20 protein-coding genes and 1 pseudogene are annotated in these 23,099 nt (G+C 66.2%); 4 read left to right on the top strand and 17 right to left on the bottom strand.

Annotation, left to right across the window (positions count from 1 at the left end):
- Positions 1-88: 88 nt before the first annotated feature.
- Genes holA through QP164_RS15060 form a run of 5 tightly spaced genes read right to left on the bottom strand, consistent with a single transcriptional unit; the run spans position 89 to position 4,752 of the window.
- Positions 89-1,108 carry a DNA polymerase III subunit delta gene (gene holA / locus QP164_RS15075; RefSeq protein WP_333923670.1) on the bottom strand — a complete coding sequence of 340 codons (1,020 nt, stop codon included), beginning with the start codon at positions 1,106-1,108 and terminating at the stop codon, positions 89-91.
- A complete protein-coding gene (lptE, locus tag QP164_RS15070) occupies positions 1,105-1,635 on the bottom strand; it encodes an LPS assembly lipoprotein LptE (protein ID WP_333923669.1) in 531 nt (176 codons plus the stop codon). The genes holA and lptE overlap by 4 nt, the downstream gene beginning before the upstream one ends.
- The gene (locus QP164_RS19890) at positions 1,632-2,093 is read right to left on the bottom strand and encodes a class I tRNA ligase family protein (RefSeq protein WP_443027448.1); all 462 of its coding nucleotides are present in this window, start codon (positions 2,091-2,093) and stop codon (positions 1,632-1,634) included. The genes lptE and QP164_RS19890 overlap by 4 nt, the downstream gene beginning before the upstream one ends.
- Before the next feature lie 44 nt (positions 2,094-2,137).
- The gene (leuS, locus tag QP164_RS15065) at positions 2,138-4,309 is read right to left on the bottom strand and encodes a leucine--tRNA ligase (RefSeq protein WP_443027447.1); all 2,172 of its coding nucleotides are present in this window, start codon (positions 4,307-4,309) and stop codon (positions 2,138-2,140) included.
- Between the two features lie 11 nt (positions 4,310-4,320).
- Positions 4,321-4,752, bottom strand: a complete 432-nt coding sequence (locus QP164_RS15060; RefSeq protein WP_333923668.1) for a DUF3576 domain-containing protein — start codon at positions 4,750-4,752, stop codon at positions 4,321-4,323.
- A gap of 290 nt (positions 4,753-5,042) precedes the next feature.
- Here QP164_RS15060 and QP164_RS15055 point away from each other — a divergent pair, with 290 nt between their 5' ends.
- Positions 5,043-5,750, top strand: coding sequence for a hypothetical protein (locus tag QP164_RS15055; RefSeq protein ID WP_207901222.1), 708 nt, complete (start codon positions 5,043-5,045; stop codon positions 5,748-5,750).
- A gap of 299 nt (positions 5,751-6,049) precedes the next feature.
- Here QP164_RS15055 and QP164_RS15050 read toward each other — a convergent pair whose 3' ends face one another.
- Positions 6,050-6,532: a thiamine phosphate synthase gene (locus QP164_RS15050; RefSeq protein ID WP_333923667.1), complete on the bottom strand. Its 483-nt coding sequence runs from the start codon at positions 6,530-6,532 to the stop codon at positions 6,050-6,052.
- 58 nt (positions 6,533-6,590) lie between these two features.
- On the opposite strand from QP164_RS15050, the pseudogene QP164_RS15045 reads away from it, so the two are divergent.
- Both QP164_RS15045 and QP164_RS15040 read left to right on the top strand, forming a co-directional pair.
- A pseudogene (locus QP164_RS15045) lies at positions 6,591-7,264 on the top strand (YggS family pyridoxal phosphate-dependent enzyme).
- Complete coding sequence (locus tag QP164_RS15040) at positions 7,261-7,935, top strand: HAD family hydrolase (protein ID WP_333923666.1); 675 nt, start codon at positions 7,261-7,263, stop codon at positions 7,933-7,935. Before QP164_RS15045 ends, QP164_RS15040 begins: the two are co-directional and overlap by 4 nt.
- 200 nt (positions 7,936-8,135) lie before the next feature.
- Here QP164_RS15040 and QP164_RS15035 read toward each other — a convergent pair whose 3' ends face one another.
- From QP164_RS15035 to QP164_RS15010, 6 genes are all read right to left on the bottom strand, one after another.
- A complete protein-coding gene (locus tag QP164_RS15035) occupies positions 8,136-8,612 on the bottom strand; it encodes a YdcF family protein (RefSeq protein ID WP_333923665.1) in 477 nt (158 codons plus the stop codon).
- A 32-nt stretch (positions 8,613-8,644) separates the two neighbouring features.
- On the bottom strand, positions 8,645-9,691 hold the full coding sequence (gene ribA, locus QP164_RS15030; protein ID WP_333923663.1) for a GTP cyclohydrolase II: 1,047 nt from the start codon (positions 9,689-9,691) through the stop codon (positions 8,645-8,647).
- Positions 9,688-10,470: an exodeoxyribonuclease III gene (locus QP164_RS15025; protein WP_333923662.1), complete on the bottom strand. Its 783-nt coding sequence runs from the start codon at positions 10,468-10,470 to the stop codon at positions 9,688-9,690. The genes ribA and QP164_RS15025 overlap by 4 nt, the downstream gene beginning before the upstream one ends.
- A gap of 344 nt (positions 10,471-10,814) precedes the next feature.
- Entirely contained in the window at positions 10,815-11,444 is a 630-nt protein-coding gene (locus QP164_RS15020) for a LolA family protein (protein ID WP_333923661.1), read from the bottom strand.
- 205 nt (positions 11,445-11,649) lie between these two features.
- Positions 11,650-13,035: a carbohydrate porin gene (locus QP164_RS15015; protein ID WP_333924277.1), complete on the bottom strand. Its 1,386-nt coding sequence runs from the start codon at positions 13,033-13,035 to the stop codon at positions 11,650-11,652.
- Positions 13,036-13,259: 224 nt separating this feature from the next.
- Positions 13,260-15,572 (bottom strand): DNA translocase FtsK, encoded by a 2,313-nt coding sequence (locus QP164_RS15010; protein WP_333923660.1) that lies wholly within the window; start codon positions 15,570-15,572, stop codon positions 13,260-13,262.
- A 143-nt stretch (positions 15,573-15,715) separates the two neighbouring features.
- Between QP164_RS15010 and QP164_RS15005 the strand changes: the two genes are divergently transcribed.
- Positions 15,716-16,930, top strand: a complete 1,215-nt coding sequence (locus QP164_RS15005) for a UbiH/UbiF/VisC/COQ6 family ubiquinone biosynthesis hydroxylase (protein ID WP_333923659.1) — start codon at positions 15,716-15,718, stop codon at positions 16,928-16,930.
- Here QP164_RS15005 and QP164_RS15000 read toward each other — a convergent pair.
- The 5 genes from QP164_RS15000 to QP164_RS14980 form a co-directional block, all read right to left on the bottom strand.
- Positions 16,920-17,534 (bottom strand): DUF2238 domain-containing protein, encoded by a 615-nt coding sequence (locus QP164_RS15000; protein ID WP_333923658.1) that lies wholly within the window; start codon positions 17,532-17,534, stop codon positions 16,920-16,922. The genes QP164_RS15005 and QP164_RS15000 overlap by 11 nt on opposite strands.
- The gene (locus QP164_RS14995) at positions 17,534-17,722 is read right to left on the bottom strand and encodes a Trm112 family protein (RefSeq protein ID WP_333923657.1); all 189 of its coding nucleotides are present in this window, start codon (positions 17,720-17,722) and stop codon (positions 17,534-17,536) included. Before QP164_RS14995 ends, QP164_RS15000 begins: the two co-directional genes overlap by 1 nt.
- Complete coding sequence (locus QP164_RS14990; protein ID WP_333923656.1) at positions 17,719-18,357, bottom strand: LON peptidase substrate-binding domain-containing protein; 639 nt, start codon at positions 18,355-18,357, stop codon at positions 17,719-17,721. Before QP164_RS14990 ends, QP164_RS14995 begins: the two co-directional genes overlap by 4 nt.
- A complete protein-coding gene (locus QP164_RS14985) occupies positions 18,354-19,250 on the bottom strand; it encodes a tetratricopeptide repeat protein (RefSeq protein ID WP_333924276.1) in 897 nt (298 codons plus the stop codon). The genes QP164_RS14990 and QP164_RS14985 overlap by 4 nt, the downstream gene beginning before the upstream one ends.
- A 942-nt stretch (positions 19,251-20,192) precedes the next feature.
- Entirely contained in the window at positions 20,193-23,093 is a 2,901-nt protein-coding gene (locus QP164_RS14980; protein ID WP_443027446.1) for an error-prone DNA polymerase, read from the bottom strand.
- Positions 23,094-23,099: the final 6 nt, after the last annotated feature.

Here is a 23,099-nt window from a genome sequence, read left to right as displayed (position 1 = left end):
TGACGGAAGGTGGGGGCGGGAAGAGGGAAGCGCAAGCGGAGGCAGACACAGAACCAGACGCGAATGCGGTTGCAGACGCGGTTGCGCGTTAGTTTCGCCGCGCGATCGCTTGGGATAGCGCCACCACTGCAGCTTCCGCCACCACACCGCCGGCATTTCCCGACGCCATGATCGCGCGCTCGGCGGTCCGGACGCGCTGGATTGCGGTGGCGAGCATTACCGGTGACCAGCGGCGCAAGGACCGCGCGGTGCTGGCCTCTTCCTTGAAGAACACGCGGTGGCGTTTCATGACCGCGTCGACCGATTCGCCGCGGTCGACTTCGCCGCGCATGTCGGCGAGCGCGATCAGGCGGCGGACGAGTTGGCGGAGCCAGGGGATCGGCGACGTGCCGGCTTCTTCGAGCACCGCGAGTTCGGCGCCGAGATCGTCGACTCGGCCTTCGATCACGGCATCGATCGCACGGCTCATCTCCGCATCGCCGAGGTCTGCGCCTACCGCATCGAGTGCGTGGTGATCGAGGTCCGCGGGGCGATCGGGGGCGGCGTCGAGATACAACGCAAGCTTCTCGATCTCGCGCGAAATGACGGCGCGGTCGCCTCCGGTCGTATCCACGAGGCGGCGGGCGACGCCGGGGGCGGGGCGGAGGCCGTTCTCGTTGGCGATCGTGGTGGCAAGGCGTTCGGCGTCCTGCGCGGTTGGGGCGTAGCAGGCGAATGCCATCGCGCGTGGGGAGTCGATCGCGAGCTTGACGATCTTGGCGGTGGATTTGACGGTCGGGGCGATCGCGACGACCGGGTTGCCGACGCGTTCGGCCGCGAGCAGGTTGGTGAACGCTTCGAGACTTTCCTCGCCGGCCGAGGCGACGCGGACGAACCTTGCGCCCGCAAACAGCGACAGCGACGCGGCCTCGTCGGTCAGCCGGCCGGGATCGCTCTTGAGCGTCGAGCCGTCGAGATCGACGCGTTCGGCATCCGCGCCCATCGCCTTGGCGAGCACGCGGGCGAGGTCGCTCGCGCCGGCCTCGTCGGGGCCGTGGAGCAGGTACAGGCGGATGTCGCCGCCCGGCTTGGCCAGCGCACCGCGGATCTGGCCTGCGCTGGCCTTCACTTGGCGGGCGTAGTGGCCTGCGCCGCTGCGACCGCAGGCGTATTGCGCGCATACAGCGCAATGCGCGCGACGATCTGGTCGGCGACGATCTGCGACAGGCGTTCGAGCGCGGTGTTCTCCGCCGCGATCGTCGCATATTCGGAGCGGACGACGTCGATGCCGGCGTCGGAGCCGGCGGTCGCGTCGAGCAACACCGAGTTGTCGCCGATCCGGACGAGCTGATAGCGCGCGCGCAACGTGCGGCGTTCGCGCGAGACGCTGTCGTCGGTGCGGACGCCGAGACCGCTGATCGCGTCGTCGAGGCGGATGTCGATCCGGTAGAGCGCCGGTGCACCGTTCGAGGGCAGGCGATCGCGCAGCGCGGTGGCCAACAGCCAGCCGTTCTTGCCCGCGATCGGCGCGATCTCGACTTGGCCGAGCGCACCCGCGACCGGGCCGCTGCTGCCACCCGCGTAGAGCGGATGCAGGCCGCAGCCTGACAGCGCCGGGGCCAGCGCGAGCGCGCCGAGGATCGCTAGGCGCTTCATGCGACGATGTTCACGAGACGGTCGGGCACGACGATCACTTTCCGGGGCGGCTTGCCCTCGAGCAGGCGGACGATCTTTTCGGAGGCGAGCGCGGCGGCTTCGACCTCGTCCTTCGGTGCGCCCTTGGGGAAGACGAGCGTGTCGCGCAGCTTGCCGTTGACCTGCACCGCGATCGTGACCTCGTCGTCGACCAGCATCGCCGGATCGACGATCGGCCACGCTGCATCGGCGATCAGGCCGTCATTGCCCGCGGTCGCCCAGGCTTCCTCGGCGACATGCGGGACCATCGGGCTGACGAGCAGCAGCAAAGTGCGGACCGCCTGGTCGCGATCGGCGGAGGGCGGTGCCTTCTCGATCGCGCTGCACAACGAATACAGCCGCGCGACTGCCTTGTTGAACTGCAAGGCATTGATATCGCTCTCGATACCTACGGTCGTGCGGTGGCACAGCTTCCGCAATGCAATGTCTTCGCCCTCGGCTTTCGCCGCGTCATCGGACTCGATCAGCCGCCAGAGACGCTGGACGAACCGCCAGGCGCCTTCGATGCCGGATTCGCTCCAAGGCAGATCGCGCTCGGGGGCGAGTCGGAGAGCACGAACCAGCGCACCGCGTCGGCGCCGTACTGGTCGACGATCGGCTCGGGATCGACGGTGTTCTTCTTCGACTTCGACATCTTCGTCACGCGACCGACCGTCACCGGGCCGCCAGTCGCGATCTCGATATACCCTGCATCGGTCTTGCGGACCTCGTCGGGAGACAGCCACTTCGTCTTCACCGGTGCGTCGCTCGAATCGTCGTCGTCGGTGTCGGCCTCCGGCTGCGCGTCGCCGGCGTCGCCTCGGCTATAGGTCTCGTGCGTGACCATGCCTTGGGTGAACAGCCCGGCGAACGGCTCGGCGATGTCGAGCATGCCGATATGCTTCAGCGCGCGCGTCCAGAAGCGGGCGTAGAGCAGATGCAGGATCGCATGCTCGACGCCGCCGATATACTGGTTGACCGGCAGCCACTTCTCCGCGCCCGTCCGGTCGAACGGCTTGGCGTCCGGCTGGCTGGCGAAGCGTATGAAATACCACGACGAATCGACGAACGTGTCGAGCGTGTCGGTCTCGCGCCGCGCGTTCGCACCGCAGGACGGGCAGGGGACGTACTTCCAGGTCGGATGGCGATCGAGCGGGTTGCCGGGGATGTCGAAGCTGACGTCCTCGGGCAGCACGATCGGCAGCTGGTCCTTGGGCACCGGCACCGCGCCGCATGCGTCGCAGTGGATGATCGGGATCGGCGTGCCCCAGTAACGCTGGCGGCTGACGCCCCAGTCGCGCAGGCGGAACACGGTCGTGCCCTTGCCCCAGCCTTCGCCCTCGGCACGCTCGATCACGACGCGCTTTGCGTCCTCGATGTCGAGCTCATCGAGGAAGTGCGAGTTCACGATGGTGCCGGCGCCGGTCCAGGCGGTGTCGCCGGCGAACACGGGGGCCTCGTCATCGCCTTCGCTGACGACGCGCTTGACGGGCAGGTCGTATTTGCGTGCGAAATCGAGATCGCGCTGGTCGTGCGCGGGGACGCCGAAAACCGCGCCGGTGCCGTATTCCATCAGCACGAAGTTCGCGATGTAGACCGGGAGGTGCCAGGATTTGTCGAGCGGATGCACCGCGCGGATGCCGGTGTCGAAGCCGAGCTTTTCCTGCGTGTCGAGTTCCGCCGCAGTGGTGCCGCCTCGCTTGCAGAGTTCGATGAAGGCCGCGGCGTCGGGGTTCGTTTCGGCGATGGCGCGCGCGATCGGGTGATCGGCGGCGACCGCGACGAAGCTGGAGCCGAACATCGTGTCGGGACGGGTGGTGAAGACCTCAACGCTCTCTATTCCCCTTCCGCCTGCGCGAGGGGTCAGGGGAGGAGGCATCCTCGGACGCTGCCGCCGCGTCCGTGTCAGGCCCTCCCCGACCCCTCCCGCGAGCGGGAGGGGAGCAGTGAGGTCGAACTTGAACTGCAGGCCCTGGCTGCGGCCGATCCAGTTTTCCTGCATCAGCTTGACCTTGTCGGGCCAATGCTCGAGCGCGCCCAACCCGTCGACCAGCTCGTCGGCGAAGTCTGTGATCTTCAGGAACCACTGCGACAGCTTCCGCCGCTCGACCAGCGCGCCCGAGCGCCAGCCGCGGCCGTCGATCACCTGCTCGTTGGCGAGCACGGTCATGTCGACCGGATCCCAGTTGACCGCTGATTCCTTGCGATAGACCAAGCCAGCCGCGAACAGGTCGAGGAACAGCGCCTGCTCATGCCCATAATATTCGGGCTCGCAGGTCGCCAGCTCGCGCGTCCAGTCGAGCGCAAAACCGAGGCGCTTCAGCTGCGCCTTCATCGTCGCGATGTTGGCGCGCGTCCAGTTGCCCGGATGCACGCCCTTTTCCATCGCCGCGTTTTCGGCGGGCATGCCGAACGCGTCCCAGCCCATCGGATGGAGCACTTCCATGCCCTTCATCCGACGGAACCGCGCGAGCACGTCGCCCATCGTGTAGTTCCGGACATGCCCCATGTGGATGCGCCCCGACGGATAGGGGAACATCTCGAGCACATACGAGCGCGGCTTGGTCGACAGGTCGTCCGCGGCGAACGTCTTGCGCTCGTCCCAGACCTTCTGCCACGCCGCGTCCGCCTTCAACGCATTGAAACGCGACGCCATTATATCAGTCCTCAGCCCGCGATCGAGGCGCGGCGCAGGTCGCGGGCCTTGGTCAGGATGATGTCCTCAAGCTTCTGCGTGGTCGCGGCCTGGACCGGCGAAGACACCCACTGGCCGTTACGGTTGACTTCACGGAGCGCTGCGACGCGCAGCGCATCGGCGCGCAGATCCTGGTCGAGGATCGACACGGTCACCTTCATGCGCTCGGTCGGCGTCTGTGGGTTGATGTACCAGTCGGTGACGATCACGCCGCCATTCGAGTCAGTCTGGAGCAGCGGCATAAAGCCCAGTGTGTCGAGGCTCGCGCGCCAGAGGTAGCTGTTGACGCCGATCGTCGTGATCTTCGATGCGGCGAGATCCGCCTTGGGACGTGCGGTACCGCCGCCGCAAGCGACGAGAGGCAGGGCAAACAGCACGACTGCGATACGCGAGCGGCGGAACATGGGCATCATCCTGGCAAGAAAATCAGCCCTTGCTCTACAGGCGTGCTCGCGCGCCCGCAAGCAGACGCCCGCATGCGTGAGAGGCGGGGCGTCGAACGGCCGATCCCCTTTCGATATGCCCGATTCGGTAGCGCTAACGCGGCGACATGTGTGCTGATTGCAACACTGTCCGACAATTCGGCGACGAAGGGTGGGAATGCGCGGTTCTGCGGCCTTTGCTGTGGATCAATTCATGTTAGATGCTGTTTAACAGGATCCGATTACGGGATTCGAAGGACAGATTCGTTGTGATGACGCGTGGGGGAATATTCGGGGTGGTTGCCGGGGCGCTTGTCGCCACCGCCGCGATCGTCGCGCCCGCCTTCGGCGCCAGCGAACAGCCCGCCCGGATTGCCAAGCATAACGTCGCTGCGGTTCGCGGTATCGGATCGTTCACGCCAGCCGCCGCCGACCCCCGCCTTGCTGCGATGTTCGCGCGCGGTGGCTTCGACGCCGGCAGCTTCCGTTTTACGCCGGCCGAAACGCGCCAGGATAATCGCGCGGTGACTGTCGCGGTCCGTGCGCAGACCAACCGCGGCATCGCGAACACGGCTAGCCTCGCATCGACCACGCCGACCGTCGGGATCGCACCGATCGCGTACAATCTCGGCATGTCGGTGGGCTGGAAGCGGTTCGCGATTTCCGGCGACGTGAACAAGCTCGATCTCGGCGGTCTGCCGGGTAGTCGCGAAGCCGCCGATCTGGCGGTAAGCTACAGCGCCAAGCGGTTCAGCGGCACGGTGAAGGCGGCGGCGGATCGTCCGCTGGCGAATGCACCGCGACTCGTCGAGGATGCGCCGAGCTACTCGGTCGATCTGGGTGGTTCGTACGCGTTGACGCGTAGCCTCGCGGTCACCGCCGGCGTGCGTTACCGTTCGGACCGCGAGCGCTTCGTAAAGGTCGACGACGATCGCCGCGATAGCCAAGCCGTGTATCTGGGCACTGCCTTCCGCTTCTAAGGTTTGGCAGGATTTGCCGTGGTTGCGGCGTAAACCTGCTTACTCGTTCTCAACCATCGTCGCCTCTGGCATCTCTGCCTCTCCCGTTGGGAGAGGGAACGGGGCCGCGGCCGCTTGGTCGTAGGAATGATGAGGCTGATCTGAACCCAGACGATTCGAGCACCTTCCACAATTCGTCACCCTAGCAAACGCTAGGGTCTCTCTCGAAACAGATGACGCTAGCCTCAGGGACGAGATCCCAGCTTTCGCTGGGATGACGGGGTGGGGGTGTCTTGCCCCAATAGCGGGAGCGCGCAGGACTAGCGGAGCCACGCATCGATTGCAGCCCAGCCGTGAAACCCGAATCGCTGGATCCGCCGCCACCGCAGCGCGTCCATTCCACCCAACGCGATCACCGGTACTCCAACCCCGCGGGCGATCCGCATCGCCCGCGCCGGACCCAGCCCAGCCGCCTCTGCATGCGACCGTGTGGCATAGACCGGCGACACGAACAGCGCGTCCGCCTTGGCGCGCTGCCCGGCGAGCGCTTCGGCACGCGTATGCGCCGGCCAGGTCCTGATGCCGCGCGTCCTCGCCCGACCATGCACGCCGTCCGCCCGCATCGAAGACACCCCCGCGACGACGACGATCAATCGCCGCGCCTGCGCCAGTCGTAGAACCCGCCGTAGCAATTCCCGTCGCTCGCCCGCTGGCGTTGCATAATGCCGAAACACCACGCCCGATCCGGGCGGCAACCGTCTCAGCGCCGGCCATAAAGCGTCACTCATCCGCTCGTCGGTCATCAGCCAGCGTGTGGGAATGGGGTTACGGCGGGGCACACCGCTGCCTATAGCGCGCGACATGATAGCTGACGACACCACGCCGCTCGCATCCATCCGCACCCGGATCGCCAAGGCCGCCGAGATCGCCGATCGCCGCGCCGCCGATGTGACGCTGATCGCGGTCTCCAAGACGCACCCGGCCACGGCGATCGAACCGCTGCTCGTCGAAGGCCAGCGCGTGTTCGGCGAGAACCGCGTTCAGGAAGCCTCAGAGAAGTGGCCAGCGTTGCGCGAGAAGTATCCCGATGTCGAACTGCACCTGATCGGCCAGCTTCAGTCGAACAAGGCCGCCGAAGCCGTGGCGCTGTTCGATTGCATCCATGCGGTCGATCGCCCGTCGCTGGTCACTGCGCTGGGGAAGGCGATGGAGACGAGCGACCGTCGTCCGGACTGTTTCCTCCAGGTCAACATCGGCGACGAACCGCAAAAGGGGGCTGTGCGATCGCCGATCTCCCAGCGCTGGTGGAGCAGGCGCGCGCTGCCGGCTTGCCGATAGCCGGGCTGATGTGCCTGCCGCCCGCCGATATCGAGCCGGCGCCTTATTTCGCGTTGCTCGCCAAGCTCGCACGCGATCACGGGCTGACCGGCCTCAGCATGGGCATGTCCGACGACTTCGAGACCGCGGTGACGATCGGCGCGACTCACGTCCGGATCGGCAGCGCGCTGTTCGGCGCTCGGGGGACGGGCGCATGAGCATTGTGGTCCGGTTCGACGCACTGCTGTTCGACTTCGACGGCGTGCTGATCGACAGCGAAGCGGTCGGAAACCGCCACATTGCGGAGTGGCTGACCGCCGCTGGGCACCCAACGACTCCCGACGAGTCGATGGCGAACTTTATGGGGCTTGCCGGGCCGCAGTTCATCGATGCGATCGAGCGCTGGATCGACCGGCCGCTCCCCGACGATTTCTACGCCGCGCGCAAAGCCGAAGATGCGCGCGTGATGGCGGCAGGTGTCGACGCGATCGAGGGCGCGGTGGCGTTCGTCCGGTCGCTCCCCGCCGATCTACCCAAGGCGATCGTCTCGTCGAGCCCGGTCACCTGGATCGCGCGGCATCTGGAGCATATCGGCCTGCGCGACGCGTTCGGCGACCATCTCTACAGCGGCCGCGAGCATGTGACGAATGGCAAGCCTGCGCCGGATCTGTACCTGTTCGGCGCACGGAAACTGGGCGTGGATATCGCGCGGACGGCGATCCTCGAAGACTCGCCGGTGGGTGCGACCGGCGCGGTGGCGTCGGGGGGCTATGTCATCGGTCTGTCGGCGGGATCGCATTGTAATGCCGAGCATGGCGCCCGTCTGAAGGCAATCGGCGTCGATGCGCTGGCGGAGAGCTTCGACGACGTCGCGCGGTTGCTAGGATAGGCTAGATCCCGGTTCTTAAAGTCAGGGACAAGCCAGCCGGTATCCCGCTCCGATGACTACACCTCCCCGGCGAAGGCCGGGGTCCAGTTGCGGAACGGGAATAACGTGGGACGGACCTTCGTTACATCGGCCTTCCCAACTGGACCCCGGCCTTCGCCGGGGAGGTGCTCGCGCGAGGAATACGTAAACTCAACGCGTCGCTAATCTCGCTTCCGCCGCCAGATCGCGCCCACGCCTGCCACCAGATCATACGGGATCGCCGCCGCCTCCCGCGTCCGCATCTTGAGCTGGTATCGCCGGCTCCCGCCATGCGGCACGTGGATCACGCTCGCGGACATGCCGAGCATCGCGAACAGCATGCGGATGCGCGGCTGGTGATAGCCATCGGTGCAGATCATGCACTGCGCATACGCGCCGGCGCGGGCGAAAGCCGTCGCCGCGACCACGCTCTGCAACGTATCCACGCTCGCCTCGTCGAGATAGATCCGCGATCGGTCGACCGTCTCGGCGAGCATTTCCGCCATCACCAACGCCTCGGACGGCCCATGCGCACCCTTCGCGCCCGAGCAGAACAGGTCGGCATCGACATACCGCGCCGCCGCCGCTGCCGCGAACGCGATCCGCCGCGCAAGCGTCGGGCTCGGACTGCCATCGGGACGAACGGCTGCACCGAACACCACGATCAAACGGCGCGAGGGAGGAATCTCGGTCAGAACTGATGCCCCGTGCGGTCGCGCTTGGTCGCGAGATACTGCGCGTTGTGCGGGTTTGCCGGCAGGAAATGCGGCACCCGCTCGATCACCGTCACGCCCGCCGCTTCAAGCCCACCCACCTTCGCCGGGTTGTTCGTCAGCAACCGAATGTCACGCTGCCCGAGCAGAGTCAGCATCCTCGCGGCTACCCCGAAGTCCCGCGCATCGACCGCAAAGCCGAGCCGCGTGTTCGCGTCGACCGTGTCGTACCCCTGGTCCTGCAACGCGTAAGCGCGAAGCTTGTTGACCAGCCCGATCCCGCGCCCTTCCTGCCGCAGATAGAGCAGGATACCCCAGCCACTATCCCGGATCGCGTGGATCGCGGCGTGCAGTTGTGGCCCGCAATCGCATTTGAGGCTGCCCAGCACATCGCCCGTCAGGCATTCGCTATGCAGCCGGACCAGCGGCGGCTGGCCGTTGGGCTGGCCGATCAGCAGCGCGATATGCTCGTCCGCGCTCTCAGGCGAGCGGAACGCGACGATCTCCGCATCCTCCGCGCCCGCGACCGGGAGGCGCGCACGGGCCGCGAGCGTCAGTCGTGTCGCGTCCTCGTGCGCTTCTATGTCCGCGCGCGCGATCCGAACCTCGGGCTCGCCGGTGCCGAGGAAGAAAGCGGGTAACAACCCGGCAATCCGCGCGAGCCGCAACGCCGCCGCCGCCGCGTCTGGATCGGTCAGCGCGACCGTCTGGAACGGCCCCTTCATGGGAGTCGCCAGATCGAATTGCGGATCCGCCAACGCGGTCGCGGCGGCGAAATCGATCCACGGCGCCCGATCGACCAGCACCGGCTCGGTCGGATCGGCGGCGGCCAGTTGGTTCGCGAGCTTCAGCGTCGCAGCGCGCCCCGACGAGATCAGCACGCCGCCATTCGCGGCCGGATCGAACGCGGCCAACCGGTCCGCATCCGCCGTCTCGACTGCGAGCAGCACCAGCCCGTCGATCGCGATCGGCCAACCGCGCCTGAGCGCATCGACCGCGCGGGCGGCGGCGCGCGGATCACTCAAAACGCGAACTCGGTCATGATCGGCACGTGGTCGGACGGTTTCAGCCAGCTCCGGCATCGCTCATAGACATGATGCGACACCGCGGCCTCGGCGGCGGCACCCGTCGCCCACATGTGATCGAGCCGCCGCCCGCGATCCGATGCTTCCCAATCCTTCGCGCGGTAGCTCCACCAGGTGAACAGACGCGCGGGGGCAGGGTGGAAGCGGCGGCCGAGATCGACCCAGTCGCCCGCCGCCTGCAACTTGCCTAGTGCTTCGACCTCGATCGGCGTGTGGCTGACGACATCGAGCAGCTGCTTGTGGCTCCAGACGTCTGATTCGAGCGGGGCGATGTTGAAATCGCCGACGAGAATGGTGGGGCCTGCCAGCGTTTCCGACCAAGTCGTCATGCGCTCGATGAAGTCGAGCTTCTGGCCGAATTTCGGGTTCACGTCGCGATCAGGCACGTCGCCGCCGGCTGGGACGTAGACGTTTTCGAGCCGCACGCCGTTTTCCAGCCGGACGCCGATATGGCGCGCCTCGCTGTTCGCCTGCCAGTCGAATCGGTCGTCCTCGACGATCGGCACGCGGCTGAGGATCGCGACGCCGTGGTGCATGCGCTGGCCGTGCAGGACGATGTGTTCGTAGCCGAGCGCGCGGAATGCCGCCAACGGGAAGTCGCCGTCGATCACTTTGGTCTCCTGCAGGCACAGGATGTCGGGCTGCTCGTCGCGCAGAAACTGTTCGACGATGGCGATCCGGAAACGGACCGAGTTGATGTTCCAAGAGACGATCTTCACGGCCGCGATGTAGCGCTGCGGGGAGTGGGGACAAGGAAGCGTCTGGAGGCTTCGGAAGAAGGGAGAAGGCGCCATCGGCAAAGTCGCTGTCGTTGACCGGGCCCTGAGAAGAGTGAGCCCGTCGGCCGCGCTTGAGCGAGGCAGGCAAATCTTTTGCCTGCCGTTCTACGCGAAAGACCCTCGCTCCGGGGGCATGGAGCGAGGGCCAACTCAGCGTTCGTCACGCAGGCAGACTGTGGGGAAACCATCCGGGCAACAGGGGAAAAATCCCGAATGCCTCACATCCGCGAGCCACTCCTTAGGGCGCGAAACCTGTCGCTGGCATGAATGGCCAGAAAGTTTTGTTACTTTCTTCCACCCACGGTGCGTGGGTCGTTCCAGCGGAAGGTGTTGTCGCTGACGGCCACGCCGAATTTCTGGTTGGTCAGCCGGATCGTTGTCCGGTTGTTCTGGCTGTCGAGCGCGACCCAACCCTGCAGCATCAGTCCGCCCGGCGCGCCCGCGTTGCGCACGAACACCAGCGTGATCCGGCCATATTCGGGGTGCTTCGGATCGTTCGCCTCGACCGACACAATCCGCGGATCATACCCAGGAACGAGTTTGGCATAGCGCGTGATGTCGCGGGTCGGATCGAGCAGCACGCCCAGCGGCGAGTTCTTGATCGGCCAGCGCTGCACCTGCTTCACCGAATAATCGATGAAGGTCAGCGCGCCGCCCTCCGCGACGATCAGGATCGGCACGCCCTTCTCGTACTGGAAGCGCAGCTTGCCGGGCTTTTTCAGCGTCAGCACGCCGGTCAGGACCTTGCCGTTGCGATCCGCCTGCGAGAAACTGGCGGTCATCGTCTCGACGGACTGCAGATGCTTCTGCACCGCGGCCAGATCGCCGGTAGCCTGCGCGGCGATTGGCGCGGGTATGGCGGCAACCGAGAGAGCGGCGATCGTCGCGATCACCGCGGGGCGGGAATTGAACATCATAATCTCCTTGGAACGCGGACGATTGCCCGCCCGCGCTTGAACCGCCACTGAATTCGATCTGCGGCCACCACACAACCGCATCCGTCATCCTGACGAAAGTCAGGACCCAGGATCAAGCAGGGCAGCGGGTGTTACTCGGGATCCTGACTTTCGTCAGGATGACGGGGGCGGAGGGCCGACGGCATGTAAAGTCGATCGTCCGTTACAGCGTGATCGCAGCCTTCATCCCGAGCACGCCGACGTCGTTCGCGTCATGCACCCCGCCAGGATTGTGGATGAACTGCACGTTCGGCCGCAATTCGAGCCACCGCGTCGGGTGGACGCTGTAGTAGATTTCCGACGCATACTCCGCATCCTGTACCGCTGGTCGCGTCGGATCGAGTTCCTGCCCCTTCGCAACGCGCCCGTTCACGTTGGTCCGCGCGACGCCGAAGCCGAGGATGTCGCCCGGTCGCCACGGCACCAGCCCCTTGTAGAACAGCCCCGCGGCGACCTGGTTGTCGGTGGTCGAGGTCGCGCGATCGGCCTGCGTCGCGTTGAGGAAAACGCTGAGCCCGGTCACCGACTTGCCGTCCTTCGAGGTGCCGGTGATCTGCTGCTGGAGATTGAAATACACGCCGTAGCGCGCGTCGTGGCGGAGCGGCGCCATTCCGGTGATCGCGATCGGCTGGCGGTTCACGTCGTAGAACACGTCGTCGCCGTTCGACGTGTTGAGCCAGCCGCCGACCTTGTATGCGCCGACCCGGCCGTCGTTATCGCCGCGATGCCATTCGGCTTCGACGGGGATCAGCGCGCCCGTCGCGCCGTGGAACCGGCCGATCACGAAGTCCTTTTCGAGATTGCGGGGGTTCACCTCGTAGGCGGCGGTCTTGAGCGTGAGGTGGTCGTTGACGTCGTAGCGCAGCCGCGCGCCCCATTGCCCGACCGGCCAGTTCTGCCAGTAATCGCCGACCAGATTGCCCGGCTGTGCGCCGCAGAAACTGAGGTTCTGGAAATAGCAGGAGAAGACCGCGAAATCCTCGCCTGGGTTGGTGCGACCGATCTTCAGTTCGAGCTTTTCGCCGAGCGTTTGCTCGTACCAGAATTGCGTCAGGCGCAGCGTCTGGCCACGGCCGTACACCTCTTGCACCTGTTGCAGCACGCCCAGATTGGCGTCCGCGCCGAGATCGCGACCGCGGCGATAGGTGACGGTCGCCTGGAACGCGCCGCCCTTGAGACCGACGACCTTGTCGAGATCGAGCAGCACGCCGACGTCGAACTGGCCGGTCTCGCGCAACAGTTTCCGGTCGCCGCCTGCGAAATTATACCCGCTTTCCGACGCATAGCGCGCGCTGACGCCGATCCCGCGGGCCGCTAGGCGTTTGCGGATGTCGAACCAGTCCGCGAACAGGCCGGGCGGCGGGGTGCGCTGCGTATCCGCGGTCAGCGCGGACGGCGACAGATCGCTGTCACGGCGGACACCCGAACGGGGGCGGTGCTGGGTATCTGTGTTGGTACTGCCCGGAGTCTGCTTTGGGATATCCTGTGCCGAAACCTGCCCGGACACGGCAAGCGCCAATGCCCCCGCACACAACCGCCGATACCCCATCACGCCCACCTGTTATTCGTAACCTGTATCAGCTCCGTATACCGGGCGCCGGTGGTTCGAAACCCTTGTCCGCGCGGGAAAGTTGGTGGCGGGCGCCCCCTCCTAGTTCTCCCGCGAAGGCGGGAGCCCAGGGTTCCAAACGACATCGTTCGTGGCTCCTGGACCCCGCGTTCGCGAGGGAACAGAAGGTTTCTCGAAGGACGGCTGGTGTCGGTTTTCCAGCGCTAGATCGCATGCCCTTCGGTATCGCGGAGCACTTCGCGCCGCCCGACATGATCCGGGCGGCCAACGATGCCGTCCTTCTCCATGCGCTCGATCAACCGCGCCGCGGAATTATATCCGATCCGCAACTGGCGCTGCAGCCAAGAGGTCGACGCCTTCTGCGATTCGCACACCAGCTGGATCGCCTGGCGATATTGCTGGTCCTCCGCCGAATCCTCCCCGGTCGGTGAGCCCTCCAGCGCGAAGCTCTCCTCGGGCTCCTCGGTCACGGAGGAGATGTAATCCGGCAGCCCCTGCGAGCGCCAGTGATCCGCCACCAGCCGCACTTCGTCGTCGGTCACGAACGGACCGTGCACGCGGACGATACCCTTGCCGCCGGGCATGTAGAGCATGTCGCCCTTGCCCAGCAGCTGCTCCGCGCCCTGTTCGCCGAGGATGGTGCGCGAATCGATCTTCGACGTGACGTGGAAGCTGATCCGGGTCGGCAGATTGGCCTTGATGACGCCGGTGATGACGTCGACCGACGGCCGCTGCGTTGCCATGATCAGGTGGATGCCCGCCGCGCGGGCCTTCTGCGCGAGTCGCTGGATGAGGAATTCGACCTCCTTGCCCGCGGTCATCATCAGGTCGGCGAGCTCGTCGACGATCACCACGATCTGCGGCAGCACGTCGTATTCGAGCTTCTCCTCCTCATACATCGGCGCGCCGGTGTCGGGGTGATACCCCGTCTGCACCTTGCGCCCGAGCGGCTGCCCCTTGGCCTTCGCACCACGCACCTTATCGTTGAACCCGGCGAGGCTGCGCACACCGACGGAGGACATCTGGCGATAGCGATCCTCCATCGTCTCGACCGCCCATTTCAGCGCGCGCACCGCCTTGGCGGGATCGGTCACGACCGGCGACAGCAGATGCGGAATGTCGTCGTACATGCTCAGTTCGAGCATCTTCGGATCGATCATGATCATCCGGCACTGGTTCGGCGTCAGCTTGTACAGCAGCGACAGAATCATGCTGTTCAGCCCGACCGACTTGCCCGAGCCCGTCGTGCCCGCGACCAGCAGATGCGGCATCGGCGCGAGATCGGCGATCACCGAATCGCCCGCGATGTTCTTCCCCAGGATGATCGGCAGCTGCGCCGACTGGTCCTCGAACGTCTGGCTGCCGACGAGTTCGTGCAACGACACCGCCTCGCGCCGCGCATTCGGCAGCTCGATGCCGATGACGTTGCGCCCCGGGATCACCGCGACGCGTGCCGAGATGGCGGACATGTTGCGGGCGATATCGTCGGCCAGCGCGATCACCCGGCTCGCCTTGACGCCGGGGGCGGGCTCGAGCTCGTACATCGTCACGACCGGCCCCGGCCGCACCTCGATGATCGACCCCGTCACCTTGAAGTCGTCGAGCACGTTTTCGAGCAGCCGCGCATTGCGTTCCAGCCCGGCCTTGTCGATCACATTGCCCTGGCTCGGCGGCGATGGCGTCAGCAGGTCGAGGCTCGGCAGCGTGAAATTGTCGCGCAAGTCGAGCGACGACTGGCGCTCCTTGGGTTTCGCCTGCGACGGTGCGTTCTGGCGGTCGGCGATGACAGGCGCAGGGCGCGGATCGGGCTCGGCGATTGCGCGCGGCTCGACCGGCTTGCGCGTCAGCGTCAGCGGCTCGTCGTTATCCTCGTCGATTTCCGCAAAGCCGTCATAGCCCAGCGCCTCGGTGCGATTGCGGCGGGGAAAGCGCCATTTGCGCTCGCCAAGATCGATCTCGATGCTCTTGCCCCAGACGATCGCGCCCGCGACCGCCGCGACCAGACCGACCGCGCGGGCGGACCAGAGTTCGGCGACCGGCTGGCCGATGAAGCTCAGCCCCCAATGCACGACGCTCGCGACGGACAAGCCGATCACGCCACCCCAGCCGGCGGGCAGCGCCAGCACCGACGATCCGGATACGAACGCGAGCGCGCTCGCCATCAGCGCGACGCCGATCGCAGCCCCGCGCACCATCCGCAGCCAATGCCCCAGCGGCAGATCGCGCCACAGCCGCATCCCGAGGATCGGCCCGATCGGCAGCAGCAGCGCGACCGCCGGCCCGAACAGCGTCAGCGCGATATCGGCGAACCATGCGCCCGGCGGTCCCACCAGATTGTCGGGATAGGCGCCCGACGCGGTGTTGAGCGCAGCATCGCTCGGGTGATAGCTTGCCAGCGCCAGCGCCATCAGCAGCGTGCCGACGAACAACGCGATCGCCGCGATCAACGCGCCGCTGCGGACGGCACCCGCCTTCACCGTCTCACGCCACAAGGCTGGCTGCGCGCGGCTGGCCATGACCCGTATTCTCCAGTTGCAGTATAATGCAGAAATGCATCGCCCTCGGCAGGCTCAACGTCAAGGTAACCACGCGACAACACGGGTTAAGCTGCGCCCGGATCGTCGTTGGCAGCGACCGGCTGGCGGGATAAAGCGGCGTCATGGACACAGATGTAATCATCCTCGGTGGCGGGCTGGTCGGCGCGACGCTCGCCGTGGCGCTCGGCGTGCACGGCATCTCGACGATCGTGATCGACCCCGCCGACCCCGCGGTGACGCTAGCGCCGGGCTTCGACGGCCGCGCCTCCGCGGTGGCGAGCGCGAGCCACCGGATGCTCGACGCGATCGGCATCGGCGCGACACTCGCGGGCCAGGGCTGTGCGATTCGCCAGATTCGCGTCAGCGACGGGCTGGAGCCGGGCGCCCTCGATTTCGTCCCCGACGCCGACGATGGTGCGCTTGGGACGATGTACGAGAACAAGCTGCTCCGCCGCACACTGTTCGCCGCCGCGACCGCCGCGCCGCATGTCGATCTGCGCATGCAGACCCGCGCCACGTCGGTCGATCGCGCCGAATCGGGCGTTACCGTCACGCTGGACTCGGGTGACACGATCCGCGCACCTCTGATGATCGCCGCCGAGGGTCGCAACTCACCGACGCGCGAGGCTGCCGGGATCACCATCGCGCGCTGGTCCTACGAGCACACCGCGATCATCGGCGCGTTCCACCATGAACTGCCGCATGGCGATGTTGCATACGAGATCTTCTATTCGAGCGGCCCGTTCGCGCTGCTCCCACTCCCCGACGATGCCGACGGCCACCGCTCCGCGATCGTCTGGACGGTCGATGCGAAGAACGCCCCCGGCATGCTCAAGCTCGGCGACCGCGCGTTCCTTGCCGAAGCGGAAAAGAGCATGGGCGGCTTCCTCGGCAAGCTGTCGATGGCCACGCCGCGCTCGTCCTATCCGCTCGGCTTTCACCACGCCGCCCGCATCACCGACACGCGGCTCGCGCTGGTCGGCGACGCCGGCCACGGCATCCACCCGATCGCCGGACAGGGCCTCAACCTCGGCTTCCGCGACGTCGCGACGCTCGTCGAAGTGCTGGTCGAGGGCAAGCGCCTCGGCCTCGACCTCGGCGACGCCGCGTTGCTCGCGCGCTACCAGCGCTGGCGCGGGCTCGACACGTTCATGACCGCCGCCGCCACCGACACGCTCACCCGCCTGTTCGGTCTCCCCGGCAAGACCGCCAGCGCCGTCCGCCGGTTCGGCATCAGCGCGGTCAACGCGATCCCGCCCCTCAAGGACCGCTTTATGGCGGAAGCACGCGGCGAAAGCGGCGACCTGCCGAAACTGCTGCAAGGGCTTACCGTGTGAGACGCGCGATCTGCCGATCGTGAACGCGGGACAGCAGGATCAACGCGAGACCCGCGCCGATCAGGCACATCAGCATGTCCCATTGCGTATCCCAGGGATCGCCTTGCGTCCCCAGAAACGCGTCAGCACCCTGACCGAGCGCAACGGCCGCCCCGAACTCGGTCAGTTCGTATAGCGCGCTGATGGACAGGCAGTAACAGAGCACCGTGATGGTCAGCAGGCGGCGCGACGCGATGCTGCCGGTCCGCACGAGCACTTCGCGTAAGGCTATGGCGGGGACGAATCCCTGCATCAGATGCCCGAAACGATCATAGGGATTGCGCTTGAGATGCAGCATGTCCTGCACCGTGAAACCGATCGGTACGCGGGCGTAGGTATAGGCACCGCCCAGCATCAGGACGAGGCCGTGCAGCGCGATCAGCAGCAGTGCCAGGTCTGTGAAAACGAACCGGCGGCGTAGGGCGATCAGTATCGGAAAGGCGACCAGGACGGGTGCGACCTCCATCCACCACGTCGCGCGGTCGAACGGCGCCCAGCCCGATCCGACAAGCCCAAGTCCCCAAACCGCGCCGAGAGTCCAAAGGCGGCGGTCGGTCGATGGCATCAATCCGCTACGCGTCCGCCAAGTTGCCGCGCTTCCTCGACAAGCATCACAGGGACGCCGTCTTTGATCGGATAGGCCAAGCCCGCGGTGTCCGAAATCAACTCCTGCGCCGCTTCGTCATAGCGCAGCGGCGTCCGCGTCATCGGGCAGACCAAGCGTTCGAGCAGCCAAGGATCGAGCGTGCTCACTGCAACGTCACCGATTCGTCTCCGTCGTGCCGGCCGAAAAACTGCATCAGCTGGATGATCAATTCCGCGCGATGCTCGATATTCGGCGCTTCCAGCAACGCCTGTTTCGCGGCCGCGTCGAACGGCGCGATCTGGGCGATGCCGTTGACCAGGCTTTCGTCGTCTAGCCGTCCGACTGCATCCCAATCGACCGCATAGCCCTGCATGTCGGCGAACCGGCGCGACTCCATTTCCAGCGATGAGCGCCGTCCAAGCGACAGCGCGTCGTCCTCGATCAACGGCAGCAATTCCGCTTCGACCTGTCTGAACGCGGTCGTCACATCCAACTCGCGGACGATCCGGAACAACGCGATGCCCTCGAGCACGACGTTGTAACGACCGTCGTCGAGCGCCTCGACCTCGGCGATCTTGCCGACACAGCCGATGTCGTACAGCGCGTCCGCGTCGTCGTGCGGTCCGCCGCGCGGCTGGATCATGCCGATCCGCCGATCACGTGCCATCGCGTCACTGATCATCGCCCGATAGCGCGGCTCGAACATGTGCAGCGGCAGGTGCATGCCGGGGAACAGCAGCGCTCCCGGCAACGGGAAGATCGACAGCCGGGTGGTGGCGCGAGGAGGCGACTCGGTGGTCATCCGAACAGGATCGCAGATAGACGCCGCCGCTGTCCAGACACCCACGGGTCTTCGAGCCCGACGACTTCGAACAATTTCAGCAGTTGCGTCCGCGCCGCGCCCTCGTTCCAGTCACGCTCGGTGGCAATGATGCCGAGGAACGTGTCCGCGGCGGCATCACGGTCGTTCGCCGCCATCTGGCCGTTGGCGAGCGCAAACCGCGCGTGCAGGTCGTCGGGGTTCGCCTCGACCGCGGCCAGCAGCGGCGACAGGTCCGCGACCGGCGGGGCCGACTGCGCGAGCGCGAGGGCAGCTTGCGCGCGGATAATCGCGGGATCCTTGGCGATCGCCGGATCGAGGTTCGCCAGCCAATCGCTCGCCTCGTCGAGCTGCCCGGTCGCGACCAGCGCGCGGACGAAGCCGGCATGGACCTGCGGATGCTCGGGCGCGATCTCGGCGATCTCGCGGAAAATCCCGAGCGCACGCTCGCCGTCACCCGCAGCGAGCGCCTCTTCGCCCACCGCGATCAAGGGCTCGACGTCGGGCGCGGCATCCGCCGGCCCGGCCTCGATCGGCAGCTGCTTGAGCAGCTGGTCGAGCAGCACGCGCAGCTGAGATTCAGTCCGCGCGCTGGTCATGTCGGCGACCAGCTGGCCCTGGAACATCGCATAGACGGTCGGGATCGACTTGATCTGGAATTGCGCGGCGATGAACTGGTTCTTGTCGGTATCGACCTTCGCCAGCACGACGCCCTTGTCGGCATAATCGGCGGCGACCTTCTCCAGCGTTGGCGTCAGCGCCTTGCACGGCCCGCACCATTCCGCCCAGAAATCGATGATCACGAGCTTCGTCATCGACGGTTCGACGACGTCGCGACGGAACGCCTCGACGGCGTCCTTCTCCGCGGGGGACATTCCAAGCGTGGCCAAGTTCAACTCCCGTGTGGTTCTAGCGCGCTATTTGGGGGCGGCGGCGGCGAATGCCACCTTTGGAGCCACCCTGTAGAGCATCGTAGTCGAAATTCCACGCGCCGCCGCCGCCGTTGAAACGGTCCGTCGATCCTTGGTCGGTTACCGTCGGTACATCACCATCGGTCCGTCCCCCTCAAACCCGTCGCCCTCAAACCCGTCACCCCAGCGAAAGCTGGGGTATCCCCGTGAGGCGCCGGTCGCGTGCCACGTGAAATACCCCAGCTTTCGCTGGGGTGACGGGTGTAAGATTCGAAACGGGATCCGCATCCGTGATGTGACCGGCAGCCGTGACCGGATTGGAATCAATGAAAGTCGCGCGACTTCGGCAGCACGCGCACATCCCGGGGATGCGTCGCGCGCGGGTGATGTGCGCGGGCATCCGGACTACGTGTAAGGACCGGACGGATCACCTCGTCGACACGCGCGAGCGGCGGCTCCAGCGCGTGATCCTCCGACAACAGCCGCAGCATCTCGGTGCGATCCTGCACTCGTGCGGTCATAAGGTGCGTGACGCCTTCCTCGCTGCGCTGGATCACGCCCTCCAGCACCATCAGCCGCGACGCCATCACCGCGCGGCGGTTCGCCTCGAAATCGCGTGCCCACATCAGTCCGTTGGTGACGCCGGTCTCGTCCTCGATCGTCACGAAGATCGCATTGCCTTTGCCCGGCCGCTGACGGACCAGCACCACCCCCGCGACCTTCGCGCGCCGCCCGTCCTTGGTAGCGTTGGCCTGCGCACTCGACAGGATACCTTCGGCCGCGAACCGTTCGCGGAGAAAGCTCATCGGATGCGCCTTCAGCGACAACCGCGTCGTCTGGTAATCCGCTGCCACCTGTTCGGAGAGCGGCATCGCCGGCAGATGCGCATCGGGTTCCTGGCCGAGTTCAGGCACGTCCGCGGCAGCGAACAGCGCAAGCTGCTTTGGCGGTGTCCTGCGGACGTCCCACAACGCCTCGCGGCGCTCCTTGGCGATCGATCGGAACGCGTCGGCGTCGGCGAGCAGGTTCATCGCGCGCTGTGGCAGGTTCGCCCGCCGCGCGAGGTCCTCGATGCTGGCGAACGGCGTGGTCCGGACGCGGACGATCTCGTCGGCCCAGTCCTGTCGAAACCCATCCACCTGCCGAAAGCCGAGACGCAAATCCTCCCCGGCACGGGGAGGGGGACCATCCGCAGGATGGTGGAGGGGCGCGCCGCAGACGACGCGCTTGGAAAAGTGGCAGCCGCAAGCGACTCGTCCGCTGAAGCCCCCTCCACCCCGCTTCGCGCGGTCCCCCTCCCCGTACCGGGGAGGACTCAAGCGAGTTATCCCAACCACTCGCATTCACATCGACCGGCAGCACGGTCACCCCATGCTCGACCGCATCGCGCACCAGCTGCGCCGGCGCATAAAACCCCATCGGCTGCGAATTGAGCAACGCGCAGCAGAACACCGCCGGATGGAAGCATTTGATCCACGACGACACGTACACCAGTCGCGCAAACGACAGCGCATGGCTCTCGGGAAAGCCGTACGACCCAAACCCCTCGATCTGCTTAAAACAGCGCTCAGCGAACTCGCGCTCATACCCGCGGCCGACCATCCCGCCGATGAGCTTAGCCTGGAAATTATCCATGCCGCCGACCTTGCGGAACGTCGCCATCGCTTTCCGCAACTGGTTCGCTTCGTTCGGCGTGAACCCCGCCGCGACGATCGCCAGCTTCATCGCCTGTTCCTGGAACAGCGGCACGCCGTAGGTGAAGCGAAGCAGTTGCTTGAGTTCGTCGGGCGGCCCGAACTTCGGATCGGGCGAAGGATATTCGGCCACCTCCTTGCCGCTGCGCCGCCGGAGATATGGGTGCACCATGTCGCCTTCGATCGGCCCCGGCCGGACGATCGCGACCTGCACGACCAGATCGTACAGCATGCGCGGACGCAACCGCGGCAGCATGTTGATCTGCGCGCGGCTCTCGACCTGAAACACACCGATGCTGTCACCCTTGCACAGCATGTTATAGACCCGGTCGTCCTCAGCGACTGCAATCGTATCGAGCTTGTGATCGCCGTGACCATGCTCGCGCATCAGGTCGAACGCCTTTCGGATGCACGTCAGCATCCCGAGCGCGAGGATATCGACCTTCATCAGCCCGAGCGCGTCGATATCGTCCTTGTCCCATTCGATGAAGGTGCGGTCCTCCATCGCACCGTTATGGATCGGCACCATCTCGTCGAGCCGTCCCTGGGTGAGCACGAACCCGCCGACATGTTGCGACAGATGGCGCGGAAATTCGAGCAGCCGGTCGACCATCTCGCGCAGCCGCGCGATCTCCGGATTGTCGATGTCGAAGCCGGTCTCGGCAAAGCGCTGTTCCTGGAACCGGCTCGAGAAACTGCCCCACACCGTGCTCGTCAGCCGCTGCGTCACGTCCTCGGTCAGTCCAAGCGCCTTGCCGACCTCGCGCACGGTGCTCTTGGGCCGGTAATGGATGACGGTCGCGGCGATCGCGGCGCGGTCGCGACCATAGCGACGGTAGATGTACTGCATCACTTCCTCGCGCCGCTCATGCTCGAAATCGACATCGATGTCCGGCGGCTCGTCGCGCTCGCTCGATACGAACCGCGAGAACAGCAGGTCGTATTTCATCGGATCGACCGAGGTGACGCCGAGCAGGAAGCAGACGACCGAGTTGGCTGCCGAGCCGCGTCCCTGGCAAAGGATCGGGGGATCTTGCGCGCGCGCAAACCGGACGATGTCGTGCACGGTCAGGAAGTAATAGGCGTATTTTCGCTCGCGAATCAGGGCGAATTCTTCGTGGAGCAGCGCCCGCATCTTCTCCGGCACGCGGTAATCGTAGCGTTCCAGCGCGAGCTGCCAGACATGATGTTCGAGCCAATCCTGCGCCGTCCAACCTTCCGGTACAGGTTCGTGCGGATATTCGTATTTCAGATCGTCGAGCGAGAACGCGATCCGCGACAACAGGCGTGCACTCTGCGCCACCGCATCGGGGCGATCGCGGAACAGCCGGGCGATCTCGGTCTCGGGTTTCAAATGCCGTTCGCCGTTCGCGGCGAGCAACCGCCCGGCCTTGTGGATCGTCGTGCGCTCGCGGATGCAGGTGACGACGTCGTGCAGATCGCGGTCGTCGGGATAGGCATAGAGCGCGTCGGTCGTCGCGAGCACGGGAACGCCTGCCGCATCGGCAATCCGACCAAGCCGCGCCAGTCGCCGCCGATCGCGACCGCCGCGCGGCATCGTCACGCCGAGCCAGACCGCATCCGCGCCCAGTCGCCTGACCGCGCTAAGGACCGTCGCCAGATCGCGCTCTCTCCGTTCGGGCAGGGCATCGCCGTCCGGCAGCGGCGACACCGGCGTCGCGCCCCGCGCGCTGCTCTTAGGCATCACCACCAGCATCATGTCGGCATGATGCGCGATCAGGTCACCGAGCCCGAGGATGCAGCCACCCTTTTCGGCACGCCGGTTACCGACCGTCAGCAGCCGCGTTAGCCGCCCCCAGCCACGACGGGTCGCAGGATACGCAACGATGTCGGGGGTGCCGTCCTCGAACACCAGCCGCGCACCGACCACCAGCCGGAAGTCGAGCGGTGGCATCGCCATGCCGAGCAGACCGTCGCGTGCCTTTTTCAGCGCCTGGTGCGCGCGGACCACGCCGCCGACAGTGTTGCGATCGGCGATCCCGATCCCGCCAAGCTCCAGCTGCACCGCGCGACCGACCATCGCGCCCGCATCGCTTGCCCCATCAAGGAACGAGAAATTGGTCGCGGCGATGAGTTCGGCGAACCCGGTCATGACGCG

This window comes from Sphingomonas sp. LR59, assembly GCF_036855945.1.
In the GTDB taxonomy this organism is placed as follows: Bacteria; Pseudomonadota; Alphaproteobacteria; order Sphingomonadales; family Sphingomonadaceae; genus Sphingomonas.
This window is presented reverse-complemented; position numbering and strand designations above follow the sequence as displayed.